Here is a 21,238-nt window from a genome sequence, read left to right as displayed (position 1 = left end):
TCTTCATAATAAAATATTATCCGCACACACAAAATTACCTGTAAGTATTTGAAAATCTGAATGAAATACATTTTCTTTGCGCAGGTTAACCACCTGAACAGACCAACTTTAGCTTAAACATCAATATGAATACAAACACTTTGGATCAGGTTGATCTGCAAATTTTGCGTTTACTTCAAACAGATGCGAAGTTAACCAATAAACAACTTGCGCTTAAGCTGCACAAAGCCAGCAATACGATTTACGACAGGGTAGACAAATTAAAAAAGCTGGGTTATATAACCGGTACCATGACGCTCATCAACAGAAAAAAAATGGGTGAATTCCTGATTGCCTTCACCCATGTGCAATTGAATGAACATACTACAGATTCACTTAAGGCCTTCCAGTATGAAGCTTCAAAATTTTCCGAAGTTATGGAATGCTACCACATGACAGGATCTTTCGATTTTAACTTAAAAATAGTGGTGCGCGATATGACTTCGTACAATGAATTTCTGGTAGAACGCCTGGCAAAACTTTCACATGTAGGTTCACTAAGGAGCTATTTTGTAATCAATGAGGCCAAGCGTGAACTGGCTTATCCTATTGAAATGCCATCAACCTTTTAAAAAAGCTCTTTTAACTTTACCGTTTTGTTATTGATCATTGGTTTTGCATAGTAGGCCAGGAACAAAATATAACCTAGTGTAAAGTACAAGAACACCAGTGCAAAACGCAAACCGATCAGATCTCCGAGCGCACCAATGATCAGGGGTACCAATGCCCCTCCAAAAATACCTGAACACAAAATTCCTGAAAATGAACCATGATGCTGCGAAACCGAATTTAAAGCCAGCGAAAAAATAATGGAGAACATAACCGAGATAAAAAAACCTGCTGCCGGAAATGAATATAAAGCCAGTTCTTTACTGCCAAATAAAGCCAGTGAAACCACCACAATGGAAATTATTGTCGCCATTTTAAGAATGAGTTTGGAATCCCAAAGCTTTAAGAGCGCCAGACCAAGTAAACAGCCCAATGACATTAAACCCCAGAACCATGCTACTACCTGGGCGCCATCTTTATTGGGATCAACTCCGTGATAAGTTCTTAAAAATTCAGACATCCAGTTGGCCAGGGCCTGTTCCGTACCTACATAAGTCACAATACCGATAAAGAAAAGTACAACGTCCTTATTCTTTAACAGTCCTAAATAAACACTGCCAGCACCAGTTTTTTCATCTTCTTTCAGTTCTACCGCAGGCATGCTGATAAAAGAAAGCAGCAGCAGGATCAATAAAAAGATAAAGCTAAACAGCCAGTAAAGGGCTGTCCAGGACAAACCATCTTTAACAAGGCCAGCCAATACCCCAACTAAAGGGTTTTCAATGGGATGGGCAGTAAGTGCAGTGAGCAAATAGGAAAATACAAAGGGGCTTACAAAAGAGGCCAGTCCAAATACCAGTTGCCCCAGCACAGAAAAGAAAGCAAAATTTTCTTCACCCCCTGCAGTACGCATCAGCGGGTTAATGATGACCTGGAGCATAGCCATTCCCATTCCAATAATAAACAGTGATCCTAACGCAATGCCATATTGCGGATACAGGCCAAAGGATATGGCACCAATAAAGTTCAGCGAAAAAGCGATGAGCATGGATTTTTTCTCACCGATCTTTTCTATCATGATACCCGAGGGGATAGACATAATACCATAAGCCAGGAAAAAGGAGAACGGCAAAAAAGCTGCCATCGTTAAGCTCAGCTTATAAGTCTGGATAATGATTGGCATCAATGGCCCCAAAATATTGGTAACAAATGAAATGACAAACCAGATCAGTAAAATAACACCAACTAAAAAATTATTACGCTGCATATAAATTCTGTTAAATTATTTAAATTTTGAGAATACCCTTGCCGCACAGCCCAGCAAGCCGGCCTGATTGCCTAATTTTGCGGCCACAATACGGGTATATTGAACTGTGCCGGGCATAGCTATTTCCAAAACTCTCTTTTTGATCTCTTCAATATAAAAATCGCCCGACTCGCTGATGCCGCCACCAATAACTACTTTTTGCGGACTAAACACATTGACAAAGCTGGCAATGCCTGTGGCCATATAGTCGAAATGTTTTTCCATCACTTCAATTGCCTGTACCTCATTAGACCGGTATTTATCTACAATCATTTTACCTGTAATGCCTTCTGCATCTGTTCCATGAAGCTCAGCATAATCATTAATTAATGCAGCTACAGAAGCATAAGCTTCAAAGCAACCGGAAGAACCGCAGGAACATCTGGTACCTCCGTGCTGTATGGTAATATGTCCCAGTTCTGTGCCCCTGTTTTTATACCCGCCGTAAAGTTTTCCATTGATGATCAGTCCACCACCTATCCCCGTTCCTACGGTAATAAAAACCACATCCGTACAATTGCCGGCGGAACCATAGATCAGTTCTCCCCAACCCATCATATTTGCATCATTGTCTATCACCACGTTTAAACTGGTAGAGCCGGCAATGATCCTGCCCAGGTCTAGGTTTTCAAAGCCGGGCAGGTTATCTGCTCCGCCAATCACTACATTTTGGTCAACAATGCCCGGAAAACCAATACCAACACCAATTACCTGTGCAGGGGCATGCTCCACACACTTACGTATGGCCGCATTGATCAGGGCTATGACCTCCCCTTCTGTTAAAACATTGTTTAGTGGAAATAAAAAGGAATAGATGACCTCTCCCATTTCATTTACCAGGCCGCATTTTAAAGATGAGCCGCCAACATCAATTCCGATTGCGTAAGATTGTGCCAATTTTTCTAAGGTTTCAAATTATTATAAACCGAAATTAGGGCTAAACCTTAGGAAAGGATTTCAATATTGTCTTTTATGATTTAGGTTTTGTGTTAAACTCCGTTAATTGCCTTCCAAATCCTTTTTTGCAAGATATTCTGTAGGCATACAATCGTAATATTGTTTAAAGGCCGTCGAAAAATAGGAAGGAGAATTGAAGCCCGACATGTAGGCTACCTGTGCAATGGTATATTGTCTGGATTCCATCAGTTCTACCGCTTTTTTAAAGCGGATCCTTTTGATAAAATCAGTTGCAGATTCACCGGTAATGGCTTTTAGCTTCAAATACAAATTGGAACGGCTCATGCCAATTTCCCTGCTGAATTTATCTACTGAAAAATCTGATTCTGTAATGTGCGACTCGATAATTGCTATTGCTTCCCTTAAGAAGTCTTCATCAAGTGTATTAAAAGCAATATTTTCAGGAATAATCTCCGTTGAACTTGAATAATACTCTTTCAGCCGCTTTCTGGAACGACTGATATTTTGCAGCTTGGCCTCCAGTAAAGCGATAGAAAAAGGCTTCGTTACATAATCATCTGCCCCAACTTCGAGCCCTTTGATCTGGTGGTTGGTCTCATTTTTTGCTGTAAGCAACACTACCGGAATATGACAGGTCCGGATATTCTGTTTGATCTTCTTGCAAAAATGTATGCCATCCAGCTCTGGCATCATCACATCACAGATGATCAGGTCTACCTGTTCCTCATCCAGCAGGCCCAGTGCCTCTTTACCATCGTAGGCAACGCTAACCTGGTAAATGTTGCTGAAATAATTCTTAAGGTAATCTACAATTTCAGGATTGTCATCTACCACCAGCAACTTCTCTTTTTCCTGACTGTCATCTGCTGCTATGGGGTTTTCAAACGCCACATCTTCAGCAAAATTTCCTTGCTCGTCATTTTCAACCGACAGCTCATAATGCTGGCTTCCACTGTGTTCATCCGCATCATACTGCTCATCAGCAAGTGGAATAGAAACGATAAACATACTACCCTTGCCGGGGGCACTTTCTACTGTAATGGTACCATGGTGCAATTCTACCAGGCGTTTGGTAAAGGCCAGTCCAACCCCCGAGCCCAGGTTCATTTCGGCTCCGCTCACCTGATAAAAACGGTCAAAGATCCTATCCTGATGTTTTATGTCTATCCCTATACCCGTATCACTTACCTTAATCACCGCATCATTGTTCTTCCTGGTCAGTTCAACTGTTATAGATCCTGCCTCCGGCGTATATTTAAAGGCGTTGGACAATAGGTTGAACAGTATTTTTTCAATAGAATCCTTATCAAAATAAAAAGGCAGTCGTGCTTCGGTGGAATTGTAAGTGTATTTGATCTTGTTTTTGGCAGAAAGCGTACTAAAAGAGCTATAAACCTCATGAATAAAACTCACCATATCGGCCCGGTTCACTTTCAGTTTCTTGGTGCCCAGCTCTGTCTTTTTGAATTCAAACAACTGATCGACCAGGTGATACAACCGTTTTGCGTTCAACAGCATCAGTTCATGGTGCCTGCGCAACGATTTATCTGTTACAGGCTTGTTCATGATCTCTTCCAGCGGAGCCAGGATTAAGGTAAGTGGCGTCCTGAATTCATGAGATACATTGGTAAAGAAATCCATTTTCATCTGGTTAATGGAATTGACCTTTTCTCTTTCCATTCTTTCCAGCTTTAACTGGTGCAGTGTTCTGATACGCTCAGAAACCACCCTATATACAATATAACCAGCTCCAGCCCCCAACAGGCAAACCAGCAGGTAAAACCAGTTGCTGTTCCACCAGGGTGGCAACACTACTATCTCCAGGCTTTTCGTTGCACTGCTTTCCCCAAGCGGCCCAATCGCTTTTACGTGAAATATATATTTACCAGGTTGCAGATTGGTATAACTGGCCTTCGGTACATTATCTGTTAACTGCCAGTCGGCATCAAAGCCCTCCAGTTTATACTGGTATTTGGTTCTGTTGGGTGAGATATAGTTAAAAGCATTAAAGAAAATGCTGAACTGTTTAAATTCATGTCCAAAAGTGAGTTTGGCAGCCTGGTCAATGTGCTGGTCCAAAATGCCATAACCATCATCAGGAACTACTGTTTTATTAAACACTTCCAACCCGGTAAAAGTCACCTTCAGCTTAAGCGGGGCCTGGTCTAATGTTCTGGGATAGAAATAAGATATCCCGTTTATACCACCAAAAAGCATCATTCCATCATTGGCTTTACAAAAAGCATACAAATTAAACTGGTTGTTTTGCAAGCCGTCCTTGTTGTCGAACATTTGTATTTTACGGGTATCGGGGTCAAATTTCACCAGGCCTTTATTGGTGGATATCCAAAGGTAGCCATCATCATCTGGTTGTATGCCATAAATGGTACCCTTAAGAAAATCCTTACGGGTATTAAAAGTTACAAAAGAACGGGTATTTTCATCAAAAAGATTTAAACCATCCCTGGTACCTACCCAGATCCGTTTTTTATGGTCTTCAGCAATACAGCTCACTACATCGTTGCTCAGCATTGCACCCGGAAAAGGATCAAACAACAGGTTTTCGGGATAAAACAGGTTCACACCATTTGTTGTACCGATCCAGATCCTCTTTTTGGAATCTTCCAGCAAATAAGTGAGCTCATCAGAAGTTAAACGTTTGCCTGCCTTGTCGATGTAAATGTGTGAGAAAGACTGATCGGCTACATTAAACTGATCCAGCCCCGTCCTTGTTCCTACCCAGATCCTGTTCTGATGATCTTTTAAAAGGGCATATACCATATCGCCGGTGATGCTTTTCGGATCACTGGCCACATGTCTGAAAACTTTACTTTTTCCGGTAACCGGATCCAGGTAATTTAAGCCCGCATTATGTGTACCTACCAATAGTTTACCACTTTGATCAAAAGCAATCGACTTGATATTGTTCGAGCTCAGTGAATTCGGATCAGATTCCTTATAAGTATAATACCTGATTGTACCAGCTTTGCGGTCCCAGTAGTTCAGTCCTTTATCATTTGTACCAATCCAAAAGTTATCCTTACTGTCTTCTTTAATTAGGTTAACTACCTGGTCATTTAAGGATAGGCCACCTGTATTCTGATTGAGCAGGTTAAATTTAATGTCGTTTTGATGGTAATAGTTTATGCCTCCGTAAAAAGTACCCATCCACATACCCATTTGCTTGTCACGGTATACAAAACGTACAGAATTCTGGCTCAGGGTATAAGGAATAGAAGCCTGGTGATAGTAATTCTGAAAAATACCGGTCTTAGGGTCGAGGATAGAAAGGCCCCTGAATGTACCCAACCAGAGGTTTCCCTGAGCATCTTTACTGATGCCACGTACGTCATTATCGGCCAGACTGCCATTTACTGTTGTTACCAGGTGCCTGTAATTTTGCCAATCGCCGGTAGTCAGGTTATATTTGATCAATCCGTTGCCTTCTGTTCCCACCCACAATACCTGATCATCAATAAAAACTTCATTGATGGGTTTAGCCGAGCCCAGATTAAACGAAGTCAGCTTACGGCTCTTCATGTTCATTTTAAACAGTCCCACATCTGTGCCTACCAGCAACGTGTTTTTCAACAGCGCCAGGTGGCGTACACTTTTAATGCCATAGGCAGATGCATCAAAATTAACCTGTTTGAACTGCTCAGTATGTTGATCCAGACAAAACAGTTCACCCGCACTGGAGCTGGCCCATATTAGTTTATCCGCATCCTGTATGACAGATGAAATGTACCATTCGCCAGGCTTTCTTGGCAACTTATAATTCTGAAAATTGTTACTCGCATAATCATACCGGCTCACACCCTGGTTACCACCAACCCATAACAAGCCCTTGTGGTCAAGATAAATGCTCCTGATGTAATTCGACTGTATGCTTTTTTTATCGCCTTTGGAGGGTCTGTATACTGTAAAAGTTTCCCCGTCATAACGATTAAGTCCGTCCTGGGTGGCCATCCACATAAATCCCAGTGTATCCTGTACAATGGCGAAAACCGTGCTTTGCGACAAGCCCTTATCTACAGAAATACTTCTGAAATAACGCTTTACATTTTGATCAGGGTTGGTCTGGGCATGTACCGGCAATCTGGCTGCCAACAGCAATACCAACAAATAACAATATAAAGCACCTCTCCTCATTCGGTCAGCATTAAAAAAACCTGTGTTTAAATCCCATGTCAAAATTAACCACATCCGACAAAAAACCATAAATACTGCTTAATATAAGCTTTATTTTTAATTTTAAATCATACAAACCCGCTCCTGCTATTTATTTTTTTAATGCATAAAACGAATCCTGGTGCTGTTTACACCATTGTTTCAGGTAAGCGCGCATTTCATTCAATTTCTTTTTATAGGCGGGTTTAACAGCCAGGTTATCCATTTCTCCTGCGTCTTTTTCCAGGTCAAACAATTGTTCCCGGATCTCCCCCCTGTCATAAACAATGTATTTAAAATCTTTGGTAATCACTGCCCTGCCCTTAATGCCCAGCAACAGTTCGTTATCAGCAAAATCGGTTTCTATCACTAAAGTATCCCGTAGTTTAACCGAAGGGTTGGCAATACGTTTACTTAAATCCAGGCCTTTTAAACCAACAGGTTTAGCAATTCCGGCAAAGCCACATATGGTGGGGATAATATCGATGCCATTGCAAACCAGCTGATCATCGGTTCTGGCTTTCCATTGTCCGATCTTCGAGATGATAAAAGGTATCCTGGCAGCCTCCTCATACAAAATCTGCTTCTGGTTCCACTCATGTGCCGCATAACCATCACCATGATCGCTGGTAAAGATGATGATGGTATTGTCTTCTATACCATATTTTTTTAACGAACCCAATACCATGGCCATATAATTGTCAACCTTCTCTACCAGGCGGTTATAGGCCCAGCGGTATTTGCGCCACTGGCTTTCGTTCCAGCCTACCGAAGGATAAGTACGCGGGTTCACCTTTTGCTGTTCCCTTACAATGGCAGGCTCAAAAGCCGGAATTGGCCAGTTGGCAGGTAATTTCGGACAAAATGCTGTATCCGGCGCTGCATCCAGAACATCCATTTTCAAATGATCACCCCTTGCCCATTCACAAATATCGTGTGGGTTCAAAAAGGATGCTACCAGTAAAAATGGGTTGTCTTTATTCTTTTTAATGAAGTTGGCGCATTGCGATGGGGTAACTGCATCGGTATAATCGCCCATACCTGTATTCTCAATAGTCTCAAATCCATGTTGTGCTACTTTAGTAACAGGAACAGGCAGGTGCCATTTTCCGACATAGCCGGTTTTATAGCCTCCTGCCTTAAATATTTTGCCCATCATCAGCACAGAATCGGGCCACTGTCCGTCCTTTTCCGGTGTATTCCCCGTAAAGCCGGTTTCATGTGGCATTTTTCCGCTAAATATCGCGGAGCGTGAAGGTGTACAGAGCGGCTGGGCACAATAGGCACGTGTAAAACGGGTACCGTTTGCAGCCAAAACATCCATTGCAGATGTATGCAGGTCCTTATTACCAGCATTGCTCATGGCATCAGCTGTTTGCTGATCTGTCATGATGATAATGATGTTAGGCCTGGAAGCTGCTGCTTTTGAGGTTTGCGCCCCTGCATCTCCAAAACCTGCAAGTATAAGCATGGCTATCAACCAGCCTTTCGATTTGTACATCTTCATGTTATGTTTACTTCAAATAATTGTAACTGGAATCTAATTTAAAACGCTTTTGCATCTCTTTACTTGGTTTTGGCGTTTTATCTATTTCACTAAAATAAGCAGCAGTATCCCAGATCTGTGTATTACCATTAGTTTCTCTCGGATCTTTCGTTGCTACTAAATAATTACGCAATTTAGCAACAAGCTCCTCTTTTATTTTTTGATATTCAGGAAGTGCTGCCAGATTGTGTAATTCATCCGGATCTTTATTGATATCAAATAATTCTTCTGCCGGACGTTTGCCCATTCCCAGTTCAAAGAAAGACTTTACTTTCGGATCATCTTTATGTTCTATCAGGTAATATTTGGTTTCACCCGGCCAGTTGAACATGTAGGGATCAATGTCTCCATAAAACGGCGGATCACCTGCCGGCCATCTATTTGGTTCATAATTTTTAATGTAAAGATAATCTTTAGTACGAATTGCCCTGCCAGGATAGCCAAGGCCATGCTGACGAACGAAGGCATGACGCTCTCTTCCCAGTACTACATAATCCCGGGGTTTTTCATCTTTTTTACCTGCCTCAACAATGGGCAATAAACTTTTACCCGTCATATCGGCCGGTACAGGTACCTTACCCAGTTGTAAGAATGTTGGGGCAAGGTCATTCAGTGTGACCAGGTTATCGGCAACTACATCCTGTTTAAACTTACCTGGCCATGAAATGATCAGGGGCACATGTGTACCAAAATCGTACAAGTTGGCCAGTCCACGCGGCATTTGCCAGCCGTTGTCGCTGCATACCACAATTACCGTATTGTCCAGCTCACCACTTGCTTTCAACTGGTCAAGGGCCTCGCCCAGTTCACGATCAAAGGTTTCAACCGCAGCATAGTAATCTGCAATGTCTTTTCTTATACTGATATGATCTGGCAAATAGGCAGGAACTTTTACTTTATTTGGATCGATACCAGCTTTTTCGCCGGAACCTTCCACATAAGGACGGTGAGGTTCATGACTACTGATCCAATAACACCAGGGACCTTCTTTTTTATCTTTTAAAAAAGCGCCAAAACTTTTAAACTCATTCCCTGCAGGATTTCTTGGGCGTTTATTGGCCTCAAAGCTTCCCGGGCCCCAGCCTTTTCCCTGAAAACCTATGGCATAGCCAGCTTCTTCCAGCAAATCCGGATATACTTTATATTTAACCGGTAAAACACCCCATAAATTGCCCCCATCTTCTAACCTCCATATATCCTGTCCGGTCAGCATTCCAGCCCTTGCGGGCGTACAGGAAGGTGAACTGCAAAAAGCATTGGTAAAACGTACCCCTTCTTTCGCAATCCGGTCCATATTGGGCGTGCGTACCGTTTGATCACCATAGCTCCCTACGTGGTTCCAGGATTGGTTATCGGACATGATCATCAGGATATTCGGACGATCCGTTTTTTTTTCCGGCGAAGTGCAGGAAGCCCAGATCAGTACCATTGAAAGTGCTGCAGGGAAATATTTCAATTTGTTAAATTTCATCTTTATCAATTTTATAAAGCTTCAGTTGGATTCGTATCTTTATATTGTACCTGCAGCTTTTTCATTTGCACTTTCAGGTCTTTAATAATCGGCTCATAGGCCTTATCGTTATACAGGTTTTGCATCTCATGCGGATCTTTCTGCATATCGTATAATTCCCATTCATCAATGTCATTGTAAAAATGGATCAGTTTATAGCGGTCCGTTCTGATGCCATAGTGTCTTTTCACCATGTGCCAGCTTGGAAATTCATAATAATGATAATATACAGCCTTGCGCCAGTTTTCAGGCGATTTTCCTGCGTTATCCAATACCGGACGTAACGACAGGCCCTGCATATCGGCTGGTATTTTTACCCCTGCATAATCCAGTAAAGTTGGTGCAAAATCGAGGTTCATGGCAAAGGCATTACTTACTGAACCGGCTTTAACCGAAGGTGGATACCTCACCATTAAAGGTGTACGGAAAGATTCATCGTACATAAAACGCTTGTCGAAATACCCATGCTCACCCAAATAAAAGCCCTGATCGGAAGTATAGACAATAATGGTATTGTCCAGCTCCCCTATCTTTTTCAGGTAATCCATCAGCCTGCCTACATTTTCATCTACCGAAACCACGCAGGCTAGATAATCGCGCATATACTGCTGGTATTTCCATCGCACCAGGTCGGCCCCTTTCGGGTTCAGCCTTTTAAATTCGGCTACGCGTTTGTCATATACTTTTCTCCATTGTACCTTTTCAGCATCTGTCATGCGGTTGTACACTTCAAAAAAACGGGCTTTATCCAGTGAAGGATCATTGGCTTGTTGATAATCATCACCCTTGGCATCTTTAAACTTAAGGGAAACAGATAGTTTCGCCATAGAATCAAGCTGGGCTGTAGAAAGCATTTTAAGGTCCCATGCAGGCCACATATCGGTAGAAATGTTCATCAGCTGCTCCTTTGCTGCCCTGCCCCTGCCCTTAAAATCATCCAATAAATTGGCAGGTTCAGGAAAAACCGTATCGTCAAACATACCCAGGTGTCTTGGTGCCGGCAACCAGTTGCGGTGCGGTGCTTTGTGCTGGTAAATCATCAGAAAGGGTTTGTCATGGTTCCTTTTTTCAAGGAAGCCGATGGCCTTATCGGTGATGAGGTCTGTTACATATCCTTTTTCTTTAACCAGATGCCCGTTTTCCATAAATTCAGGCTGATAATATTGTCCCTGGTTGGGCAAAATACTGTAATAGTCAAAGCCCATTGGTGTTGAGCCCAGGTGCCACTTGCCAATCATTGCGGTCTGGTACCCTTCTTTCTTTAACAACTGCGGATAAATGACCTGAGTACTGTCAAATACCTTTGAATTGTCTGTTAAACCATTCAGGTGGCTATATTTTCCGGTAAGGATAGTAGCCCTGGATGGCCCGCAAACTGCATTGGTTACAAAACAGTTGTTGAACAACATGCCCTCGCTGGCAATTCTGTCCAGGTTGGGCGTTTTTACCAGTTTGCTGCCATAAGCGCTTATGGCCTGAATGGTATGGTCATCTGTCATGATGAACACAATATTGGGCCTTTTGGCACTTTCAGCAGGTTTAGGCTGCTTGCAAGACATTAAGGTGGCACCGGCAAACAAAACCGGTAAAATTAATTTCAATTTACCCATTTTTAGTATTTAGGATTTTGGGACAGCTTGGGGTTTAAATCACGTTCTCCCTGAGGGATTGGGTAAAGCTCATGCTTATTGTCGACAAAGTTTGTTCCAGCTACATAAGGATAAGCAGCCCTGTAAACTTTAAGCGCTGCCTGTGCAGCCCTTAAGCTTGGCCCTAAAATATTCCACCTGATCAGGTCAGATTTTCTGGTGCCTTCAAAACAAAGTTCATAAGCACGCTCTGTTTGCAGTTTGGCAAGAAATGTATCTTTGTTTAAACCAGCAGGCAAATCGACCGCAGCATTTACCGTAGTCAGGGGTTTACCAAATCCCCTTCTGCGCACCATGTTTACAGCAAGATAAGCATCACTATTAGGCCCTTCGTTTATTTCATTTTCTGCTTCGGCCCGCATTAACAAAATATCGGAATAACGCAATAAAGTCCAGTTGATGTCTGTATTGTTCAAATCTTTAGGCCCGGTATTCTGCCAGTCGCGTCTCCATTTACCCGGTGCCCACTTGGAGTCGTTGGTACCGGTAAATTCTATCTTTGCCGCATTTACGTCCAGCTGATAAGTTCCTACCGCAACATCTCTTCTCAAATCACCAGTTGCATAACTTTTCTGGAATAAGGCAGTGGTTTTGTAAAAAGAATTTGCCCTGCCGTAAGGATTTTTATCAGCTGCTACCGGGGCATTCCAGGTGCCTATAACACCACTGTTTGCCAAACCGCCATCAAGATTATACAAGGCCACTTCATACATGCTTTCCTTAGGTTCAAGGATCAGTTTACAGTGGTTTCTAAAAATCTGCTCATAGCTGGAGTTCAGTATATGCTCTCCCGATTCCATAACCTCCTTTGTTTCCTTTAAAGTGATGGCATAATAATCTTTGTACTTAGCCGGGCGCTCCATCAGTTCATTTGCCCTTAAGGAATAACCTGCCCTGTACAACGCTGCCCTTGCCAGCATACCCTTGGCCGCCCCTTTACTAATCCGCTCATCCACAGGTTTCTGGGAAGCCCATGGCAAATCCGGAATCGCTTCGTTCATGTCTTTGAACACCTGGTCGTACACCAGCTCACGATCAGTTCTGGGCAGTTGCAGGTTATCTGTAGCTGCTGTAGGCTTCAGTTTCATCGGCACATCACCAAATAACCTGATCAGGTCAAAATAATATTGTCCCCTTAAAAATTTGGCTTCGGCCAGCAAACGTGCCAGATCTTTCTTCTGCGCATCCGTGCCGTTCTTGTAAAGGTCCATTTCCGGAATCCTTTCAATGACCAGGTTGGCCCTGTCTATCCCTTTATAGAGTAACTGCCAGCATGCGGCTACATAAATGTGTACCGGCGTCATTGCATAATGCGCAGCCACACGGGGATCATTGCTCAAACCTGTTCCGTCCATCTGGGCAATATCACTGTCGATATCAAATACCAATGACATGTAGAAACCATAAGTGTTATTGTTAGACATCGATTCATATATGCCCAGCACCGCCATTTTGGCTTCGTTTGCATCCTTAAAAAAAGTATCGGCAGCATAATAAGAAGTAGGTTTCTCCTCCAGCCATTTTTTGCAGGAAGTAGGCATAACCAATATTGCTGATGCTACAACCATTAATTTAACAGTTCTGATAGCAGTAGTTTTAAAATATTTGTTCATGATCTTACAGTCTAGAATTTAAAAAGAAACATTTACACCCGCAACAAAAGAACGGGTTCTTGGATAGGCCCCAAAATCAACTCCCGGGGTAAGTCCTGTACTGTTTGCCGTACTTACTTCCGGATCGTAACCTGAATATTTGGTAAAGGTGTGCAGGTTATATCCTGTTACATATATCCTTGCACCCGAAACTTTCACTTTAGACAACCAAGCTTTTGGCAAGGTATAACCCAGGCTCACATTACTGATCCGCAGAAAGGAACCATCTTCAATCATCTGGTCGTAAAGCCTTAAGCCCGTGCCCGCACCATTATAGAGCGGTATGGTTTTGCCTTCGTTCAATGCAGCCAAAGCAACCGGATCTGTTACGCGCTGACCGGCAGCATCAATACTCATCCAGCGGTTGGCCACATAAGCAAATGCATTTTTATAATCCAGGTTGGTCTGGCTCATGTTCAGCTTATTGGCATTGTACACATCGTTGCCATACGACCAGTTTAAGAAAACACTCAGGTCAATACCTTTGTAAGAAAAGGTATTGTTCATGCCGCCGATAAAGTTCGGATTTGCATTTCCGATCACTACCCTGTCGTCCGAATTTATTTTTCCGTCACCCGTCTGATCAACCAGTTTTAAAAAGCCAGGTTTTGGTACATTATTGGCGTCAAAAGGAATCCCTGTTTTTAAGGTATAAACTTTAGTTGTAGGGTTATAATCAAATTCATTTACCTGGTACAGACCGTTAGATTTATAACCAAACATTTTGCCTACAGCACCACCTACACGTATAATGTAGTCTTTTTCCTGTAAACCACCCCAGCTTGCTGCACCATACATAAATTGATTTCCACTGGTAAGCGAAATCACTTTATTATAGTTAAAGCCCATATTAAAAGTGGTATTCCAGCTAAATCCGCCGGCATCTTTAAGGTTTACCGTATTTAAAGTAAACTCAATCCCTCTGTTACTGGTGGCCCCTACATTGATCAGCATGGTACTGTAACCAGAAAGGTTAGGTACATCGGCATTCAGCAATAAATCTGTTGTGCGGTTATCGTATGCATCAACCGTTAGCTGTATGCGCTGGTTAAAGAACCCTACATCCACACCGATGTTCTGTGTACGTGTTTTTTCCCATTTCAAATCAGGGTTAGGCAATGTTCTCGAACCTACAGAAATTACGTTCTCATTGTTCAAAGGATAGTAACCGGATTGGAACAGTGCCTGAGAAAGGTAATTAGGAATCCGGTTATTTCCGGCCACCCCAACACTTAAACGCAGCTTCAGATCAGATATCACGGGGATCTTTTTCATAAAATCCTCTTCAATTACCCGCCAGGCAAATGCACCAGAAGGGAAATAGCCATATTTATTGTCTGAACCGAATTTAGAGGAACCATCAGCCCTTAAGCTTGCAGAAAAGATATACCTACCCTTATAGGTATAATTAGCTCTTGAAAACAGGGAAAACATTTTCTCATCTTCAGAAAACGAAGTTGGGATTCCAGGTAAAACACCTTGCGACAAATCGTCCAGTCCTAAACTCTGGTCCGGAAACCTGTTTGAACTGGCACTGAAGTTTTCCGATTGGGAATACAACTGTTCCTGCCCTACCAATACATCCAGTTTATGCACCTGGTTAAACACATTAGAATAGGTTAAAGTATTGCTGTAATTCCAGTCGTTCCTGTCCGACTGGGCAATGGATCCATTCGGGCCACCAGAACGTTTCGCATTTACGGAACGGGAATCATTAAATATTTTAGTTTTTGTACCTGATGTTCTTAAACCTACCAAACCCCGGTAAGTAATGTTTTTAAACAGTTCATAATCAACAGCAGCATTTAAATTTAAGATCTTATTGGCCGAAGACCTTTGCTGAGAAAGTGCATTGATAATTGGGTTTTGTAAGGTGTTGCCACTATCATCCTGTAAATATGGATCTTCTTCCATTCCAATCAGATCTGCATCCGTACCTTTTAAACCAAAAGTTGGGCGGAACTGGAAGACGTTTTGCAACTGGTTAAACCTGGTATTACCTTCTCTCGTACCCACCCCAAAGGTATTCTGATCAGAATAGTTTACAATACCAGTTACCCTTAATTTTTTACCGGCGTTATGGGTTACATTCAATTTGGCCACATTCTTTTTGGAACCGCTGTTCAGCATAATCCCTTCATCATTGTTATGAGAATAAAAGAAATTGAACCTGGTTTCTTTGCTTCCACCCCCTACACCAAATTTATGATACTGGCTATTGGATGTGCCACCAAACAGTTGATCCTGCCAGTTTACCCCAGCTTTATCTCCATATAAACTTTGAAGATCTGCAAAAGCACCGTAATTACTTAAAAACTTGGCTTCTTCAGTAGCATTACCCAAACTTTTTTCATATTGTAATAAGGTATACTGATATGGGTTTAATACAGGCAGTGTTTTCGTAATGTCTTTAGCACCAAAATACATATCATAAGATAAGGCCAGTTTACCTGCTTTAGGTTGTTTTGTAGTTACCAGAATTACACCGTTCGCACCTCTGGCACCATATATCGCAGTAGCAGATGCGTCTTTCAACACATCCATACTTTCCACATCCATCGGGTCAAGAAAGCCCAGTCCGTTGGTTTGTGGAATCCCGTCTATGACATATAATGGCTCATTGCTTTGAGTAATCGAGCCCCCGCCACGTATGGTGATAGATGGGTTTGACCCCGGTGTACCATCAGCAGCTGTAACCTGTACGCCTGCAATGCGTCCGGCCAATGCACTGGCTACATTTTGTACCGGCACTTTGCTTAGCTCTTCACCTTTTACAGACGATATTGCGCCAGTCAGCTCTTTACGTTTAACTGTTCCATAACCAATTACCACCACCTCGTTCATGGTTTTAGTATCAGTAGCCAGTTTTACGTTAATCGTAGTCCTGCCATTTACAGGTTCTTCTGTAGTTTTATATCCTATATAGGAGAAAACCAATATCGCATCGGCATTACTTGTACTTATGGTATAACTTCCATCCACGCCGGTTGACCTTCCCTTACCTACTCCCTTTATAGATACGCTTACTCCCATAAGCGGTTCTCCTCCGGCATCAGACACAACTCCTTTTGTAGTTGTATTTTGGGCATAGAGCGTAAGGTTACCCGCAACAATAATTAATAGCAGTAAAAATCTATTCATAACATTTTTTTAGTTTTACATAATTTGGTTTATTGACAAAAACGAATGTATAGCACTCCAGCCAGAATGAATTTAGGTATTGTTCAAAATGCTATCACTTTTGATTAATCACTTCATTATTTCACAAAAATAGATGCTGGAATCCAAAAAAAATCAGGCATTCACCAATTCCTAAATGAATATATCCGATACTTAAAGCCTTACATCTTTACACTCGCTACCTTCATCATTATTAAAAAACAAAACTTAGATCGGAAAATAATTATGAAATCACTACTCAGTGCGTTTGTTGCGACTATTGTATTAATAGGCTCTGCAAACGGGATGACAGTTACGAAAGGCAACGGCGATGACTGGTTAAAGAAATCAACTAAAACCGCAGTATCACAATTAACACGGGCTGCACAAACCTATACACCAGGAATGAACCCAAGGTCTGTCAATCCGGACGGGACGGTAAGACTGGCCCCTCCCCGCGACTGGACCACAGGTTTTTTCCCGGGAACATTGTGGTATGGTTATGAACTATCGGGCGATAAAAACCTGGCGGCCGAAGCCAAAAGATTTACCCTTGCCTTAGATACGATACAATATGTCAAAGATACGCACGACCTGGGCTTTATGTTGTATTGTTCTTATGGCAATGCCTACCGTATAACCGGAGACAAGATTTACCTGAAGCCATTAGAAAACGGTGCGGCCAATTTATATGCCCGTTTCAATAAAAAAGTAGGGGCCATCCGCTCATGGGATTTTGGCCACTGGCAATTTCCGGTAATTATAGACAACCTGATGAACCTGGAGTATTTATACTGGGCCGGAAAGGAATTCAATAAGCCAGAATGGTTCGATGCTGCTAAAACACATGCGGTTACGACCATGAAAAACCATTTCAGAAAAGATTATAGTTCTTACCATGTGATCAGTTACGATACCCTGTCTGGAAAAGTACTGCAACGTGAAACCCATCAGGGCCTTACCAACGAATCGGCCTGGGCACGGGGGCAAGCCTGGGGACTTTACGGCTATACCATGAGCTATAAGGATACGAAAGACAAAAAATTCATCGAACATGCAGAGCATATCGCTGCTTTCATCATGAACCACCCTGCAATGCCGGCAGATAAAATTCCACTTTGGGACTTTGATGTCCACAACCGCGACAGGTCGCCAAGGGATGCTTCTGCTGCTGCAGTAATTGCTTCGGCCCTGCTAGACCTGAGCACTCAGGTAAAAGATGGTCAGAAATATTTTAAATTTGCCGAGGATATCCTGAAAACATTGTCATCAGATGAATACCTGGCGAAACCCGGCGAGAACCAGTTTTTTATATTGAAACATAGTGTAGGTGCATTGCTGTACAATTCGGAAATCGATACACCTTTGAATTATGCCGACTATTACTATCTGGAGGCTTTGAAACGCTATGCAGAGATTAAAAAAATTGACCTGAAAACAATTAATCAGTCTTGATTTTAAAGCAGATAACATAGAAAAGGCTGTCAGTGACAGCCTTTTCTATGTTATTCTGTATCTATATTGTTCATATTACGGTGCTGTAACGGAATATCTGTGCTTTTACCTTCTTTACAAAAAACTTTCAAGATGGTGTTGCCATTCACGTAACTTACGGTAGCCACCTCCTGCACCCGTTTGGCTATATGCCACTCTCCTTTTAGGGTAAGTGTAGCTATACTCCCTGTGCCCCAGCCATTGGTAATGCTATCGGGCATATGGCTCATATTATGGTTCCATTTTGGTTGCCTGATATCAGGATCGGCAAGAGTAAGTAATAAGTATCCCATCTGTTCTTTTACCATTGCCAGCATAGGCTTATCAACATGAATAAGCGTTCCTTTTAAGGCTTGTAAACTACTATAAATGGCATAAGCTGTAATGCCCGAGGACAGATGCCTGATGATATGGGCCGATGCATTTTTTTGCATCACCTCATAGGTTTTATTTTGCAGATACGGTTTCAGGTCAGCTGTTGGCGTGTTCAATACAATCTCATATTCGTACCCTTTATCTTTAGGGTTTGTACCATGATCAAACCAGGCTTTTGTATATACCTCCTGGGTTTTCTCATAAGCTCCGGATGTGTTTAAAACAATCGACTTTTGGTCGCCTACATTAGCGCCCCTGTAAGAAATTTGCTTATTCTGGCCCAGCACAATAGGCTGCCCTTTGGGAATGATGTAATGCAAGCCGTTCTGATCGGTAAAGTATCCTCCGTCGGCTTTTTGGTTAAGGGTACTGATTTCCTTACCATTAAAACTGTTTTTCCGTTTTTCATCGCTTCTGTACTGAAACAACGTGGTTACAGTTGGGTATCTAATGTCGTTATTCTGGATAGAAGAACCCAGGCAAATGATTTCATCACCAATAAAGAAATAGGTTTTTTTGGCCATGAAACTGTTATCGAACAAAGATTTATCTTTATCCGGAAAAACATCATCACGCAGGTCTAAGGCAAACAATCCGTTGGTACCCTGTTGCAGTCCACTAGCCACCACACTTTCAGAGAAATTGCGGTGTTTGCCTTCTATGTATTTCTGGTCACCTTTTGTGTAGTACAGTACTTTATCGGCCGGCAACATTTTAGTGGTCGCTCCGGGCAGCATAGACCAATCGAACCCTTCATTCAAACCCAGGCCCAAACCTTTGAAACCCATCTTTTCATCGCCCTGAGCCGTTACCAGCATACCGTGGCCAAGGTATCTACCCAAATTATTTTCCCCTTTACCACCACTTTCAAAATCCCACACGTATTTGTTGTATCCTTTTACAGTTGCAAAAGCTCCGGCTGTGCGGTAAGCCAGCAAACCAGAATAAGGCATTACGGTAATGCCATTGACTGGTTTATGTTTATGTGCGCCCAGCATTTTTTGCAGTCGCTCAACTAAGTTCAAAGTACCAAAGGTACCAGAGTAAGTAAGCGATGGGCTAAGCATTTTGACTACTGCCTCTGGATCGGCAATATCATATATATAATTAAACAGCTCAGCCATTTCCTGATCTGCAATAGCATCACCATTCATACTCATATAGGCCAGTGCCGGAAAGGTAAATCCATCAAGTGAGCTGTTGCCCAGCGGAAAACGGCCACCGGCACCATAATGAATATCTACTCCATAGGCAATTTCTGCCTGTCGCTTTAATGCCTGTTTAAGGTTGCTGGTAGTTTGCGGCGAAAGCTGATAAGCTGTGCCACTAAGCAGCCAATGGATGAGCGCCATGGTGTTTAGCGCATTGGTGCCATAAGTATTTAAATAAGTTCCCCGGTGGTGATAAATGGAAAAATCGGGTTTAAACGTGTCGCTATAGCCGGGCGAAATACTGGCCACATAATCCATATAGCTTTTAAAATCCTGCAACAACTCTTGCTTACGGCTATCATTTTCCTTTAATAAAATGGTAATGAGTTTGGCCAGGGCACCTCCGCGGATTTTATCAGAATTTTCTCCCCGGGTGTAATCGATGGTTAACATACTTCCCAACCGGGTATGCCAGATCAGCATATCGGTTTCTGCTTTTAGTTTATTTTGCGCTTTCAGGTCATCTCTTACCAAAAACAGAGCGATTGCAATGGGGTTAAGCTTTATCACATGGTCTACCGTGCCAAAAGCACTACCCGCTGCCCAACCCTGGTCCTGCAAATAATCGAAAATAAGCATCAGTTTTTCTTTGGATGCTTTATTGCCATTAAGCCTGTAATCCATTGCTAATGGAAAGACGGTTGGCAGCATCGCCTCATCGTAAATTAAACCTTCTTTAGCGATATGTTCATCGCGGATACTAAATAACGGCCTTCCATTTACAGCATTGCTTGATTTATGTATTTCAAGCTTATTGAAAACTATTGAGGCGCTTTTAATTTTTCCGTCTATTGTTTTTTCGATGCCGGTATTGCGTTTTTTCCAATCACTGGTTTTATCGCCAAGTATTAAAAATTCTAAACGGTCTGCTATGGTCTTACTTTCTTCGGTTAATTTTTTTACATCTACCTGTTGGTTAAATTGTTTGGCTAAAAATATTTGGTAAGGTTCCAGTATTTCGTAGCCATCGCCAGAGCGGAGGTTGAGTTTATGGTTTTCGAATTGCTGATCGGAATGGCGTTTATTGGACACAAAACTAAGTAACAAGAAATGGTCGATAAATATTTTACCGCTCTGCCCCGATGGAACAGAGGCCACTAAACTGGTCATTTCATTGCTTCCCTTGTAGTTTTTTACTTTGGCATCCTCTTCAAAATTTACCCAAACGGCCCGCCAGCCGGTAAAGTTGAGGTTTACCGAAAAGCGATATTTTGGAGCCGTATTTGCCATCTGCAAATTGCTACCTACCTGAAAAGTGAGTTTGCCCCTTGATGGCGTTTCTTGGTACAACCACATTTTTATGCCCCCGTACCGTGCCTGTTTATAAAATGAAGGTTCATAAACTTCTGGCTGACCACCAGGATAAAAATCTCCGGCTTCTTTTAAACCCTTTAAATTGGCAATTTCTAAAGTGGCACCATTTTGATACGCCCACAACAGCGATTGCCTCCCGTCTTTAAAATGGGCATCTGAAAAAGAAAGCCCCCCTTTTTCGGCTTTCCAGTTTGTAATATCATTGGTCGTTTCGAAAGTAAGATAATTGGTTACAATATCGTTTACAAAAGTTGGCGTTGATTCATTTTGTGCTTTTAGGGATTGTGCAATGGTACTTAATATCAGGGTAAGTACCAATGTGGCTCTGCTGTAGTTCATTTTATAT

11 protein-coding genes are annotated in these 21,238 nt (G+C 42.2%); 2 read left to right on the top strand and 9 right to left on the bottom strand.

The annotated features are described in order from the left end of the window. The first annotated feature begins 125 nt into the window (after window positions 1–125). Window positions 126–611, top strand: coding sequence for an Lrp/AsnC family transcriptional regulator (locus tag HDC92_RS06925; RefSeq protein WP_015808631.1), 486 nt, complete (start codon window positions 126–128; stop codon window positions 609–611). Here the strand turns inward: HDC92_RS06925 and HDC92_RS06920 are convergent. The 8 genes from HDC92_RS06920 to HDC92_RS06885 all read right to left on the bottom strand — a co-directional run bounded on the left by HDC92_RS06920 (window position 608) and on the right by HDC92_RS06885 (window position 16,480). Continuing rightward, window positions 608–1,855: an MFS transporter gene (locus HDC92_RS06920; RefSeq protein ID WP_183873271.1), complete on the bottom strand. Its 1,248-nt coding sequence runs from the start codon at window positions 1,853–1,855 to the stop codon at window positions 608–610. The genes HDC92_RS06925 and HDC92_RS06920 overlap by 4 nt on opposite strands. Window positions 1,856–1,870: 15 nt before the next feature. Next, window positions 1,871–2,791 (bottom strand): ROK family protein, encoded by a 921-nt coding sequence (locus HDC92_RS06915; RefSeq protein ID WP_183873269.1) that lies wholly within the window; start codon window positions 2,789–2,791, stop codon window positions 1,871–1,873. A gap of 102 nt (window positions 2,792–2,893) precedes the next feature. Then, complete coding sequence (locus HDC92_RS06910) at window positions 2,894–6,964, bottom strand: two-component regulator propeller domain-containing protein (protein ID WP_255484469.1); 4,071 nt, start codon at window positions 6,962–6,964, stop codon at window positions 2,894–2,896. 130 nt (window positions 6,965–7,094) lie between these two features. Continuing rightward, window positions 7,095–8,489: a sulfatase gene (locus tag HDC92_RS06905; RefSeq protein WP_183873265.1), complete on the bottom strand. Its 1,395-nt coding sequence runs from the start codon at window positions 8,487–8,489 to the stop codon at window positions 7,095–7,097. A 7-nt stretch (window positions 8,490–8,496) separates the two neighbouring features. Further along, complete coding sequence (locus tag HDC92_RS06900; RefSeq protein WP_183873263.1) at window positions 8,497–9,999, bottom strand: sulfatase; 1,503 nt, start codon at window positions 9,997–9,999, stop codon at window positions 8,497–8,499. A gap of 11 nt (window positions 10,000–10,010) precedes the next feature. Beyond that, on the bottom strand, window positions 10,011–11,648 hold the full coding sequence (locus tag HDC92_RS06895; protein WP_183873261.1) for a sulfatase: 1,638 nt from the start codon (window positions 11,646–11,648) through the stop codon (window positions 10,011–10,013). Between the two features lie 2 nt (window positions 11,649–11,650). Then, on the bottom strand, window positions 11,651–13,300 hold the full coding sequence (locus HDC92_RS06890) for a RagB/SusD family nutrient uptake outer membrane protein (RefSeq protein ID WP_183873259.1): 1,650 nt from the start codon (window positions 13,298–13,300) through the stop codon (window positions 11,651–11,653). A gap of 18 nt (window positions 13,301–13,318) precedes the next feature. Beyond that, window positions 13,319–16,480 carry a SusC/RagA family TonB-linked outer membrane protein gene (locus tag HDC92_RS06885; protein WP_183873257.1) on the bottom strand — a complete coding sequence of 1,054 codons (3,162 nt, stop codon included), beginning with the start codon at window positions 16,478–16,480 and terminating at the stop codon, window positions 13,319–13,321. A 264-nt stretch (window positions 16,481–16,744) separates the two neighbouring features. On the opposite strand from HDC92_RS06885, the gene HDC92_RS06880 reads away from it, so the two are divergent. Next, entirely contained in the window at window positions 16,745–17,953 is a 1,209-nt protein-coding gene (locus HDC92_RS06880; protein ID WP_183873255.1) for a glycoside hydrolase family 88 protein, read from the top strand. Between the two features lie 50 nt (window positions 17,954–18,003). On the opposite strand, the gene HDC92_RS06875 is transcribed toward HDC92_RS06880, so the two are convergent. Next, window positions 18,004–21,231, bottom strand: coding sequence for a chondroitinase family polysaccharide lyase (locus tag HDC92_RS06875; RefSeq protein WP_183873253.1), 3,228 nt, complete (start codon window positions 21,229–21,231; stop codon window positions 18,004–18,006). Between the last annotated feature and the right edge of the window lie 7 nt (window positions 21,232–21,238).

Origin of the sequence: Pedobacter sp. AK017 (assembly GCF_014200825.1) — a bacterium.
Classification (GTDB): Bacteria; Bacteroidota; Bacteroidia; order Sphingobacteriales; family Sphingobacteriaceae; genus Pedobacter; species Pedobacter heparinus.
Note: the sequence above shows the minus strand (reverse complement) of the source record. Positions and strands in the feature narration are given on the sequence as shown.

Coding starts and splice junctions, on each gene's coding strand:
- HDC92_RS06895 (WP_183873261.1), bottom strand. CDS start 11,648: ATGGGTAAATTGAAATTAATTTTACCGGTTTTGTTTGCCGGTGCCACC.
- HDC92_RS06905 (WP_183873265.1), bottom strand. CDS start 8,489: ATGAAGATGTACAAATCGAAAGGCTGGTTGATAGCCATGCTTATACTT.
- HDC92_RS06880 (WP_183873255.1), top strand. CDS start 16,745: ATGAAATCACTACTCAGTGCGTTTGTTGCGACTATTGTATTAATAGGC.
- HDC92_RS06875 (WP_183873253.1), bottom strand. CDS start 21,231: ATGAACTACAGCAGAGCCACATTGGTACTTACCCTGATATTAAGTACC.
- HDC92_RS06910 (WP_255484469.1), bottom strand. CDS start 6,964: ATGAGGAGAGGTGCTTTATATTGTTATTTGTTGGTATTGCTGTTGGCA.
- HDC92_RS06920 (WP_183873271.1), bottom strand. CDS start 1,855: ATGCAGCGTAATAATTTTTTAGTTGGTGTTATTTTACTGATCTGGTTT.
- HDC92_RS06925 (WP_015808631.1), top strand. CDS start 126: ATGAATACAAACACTTTGGATCAGGTTGATCTGCAAATTTTGCGTTTA.
- HDC92_RS06900 (WP_183873263.1), bottom strand. CDS start 9,999: ATGAAATTTAACAAATTGAAATATTTCCCTGCAGCACTTTCAATGGTA.
- HDC92_RS06890 (WP_183873259.1), bottom strand. CDS start 13,300: ATGAACAAATATTTTAAAACTACTGCTATCAGAACTGTTAAATTAATG.
- HDC92_RS06885 (WP_183873257.1), bottom strand. CDS start 16,480: ATGAATAGATTTTTACTGCTATTAATTATTGTTGCGGGTAACCTTACG.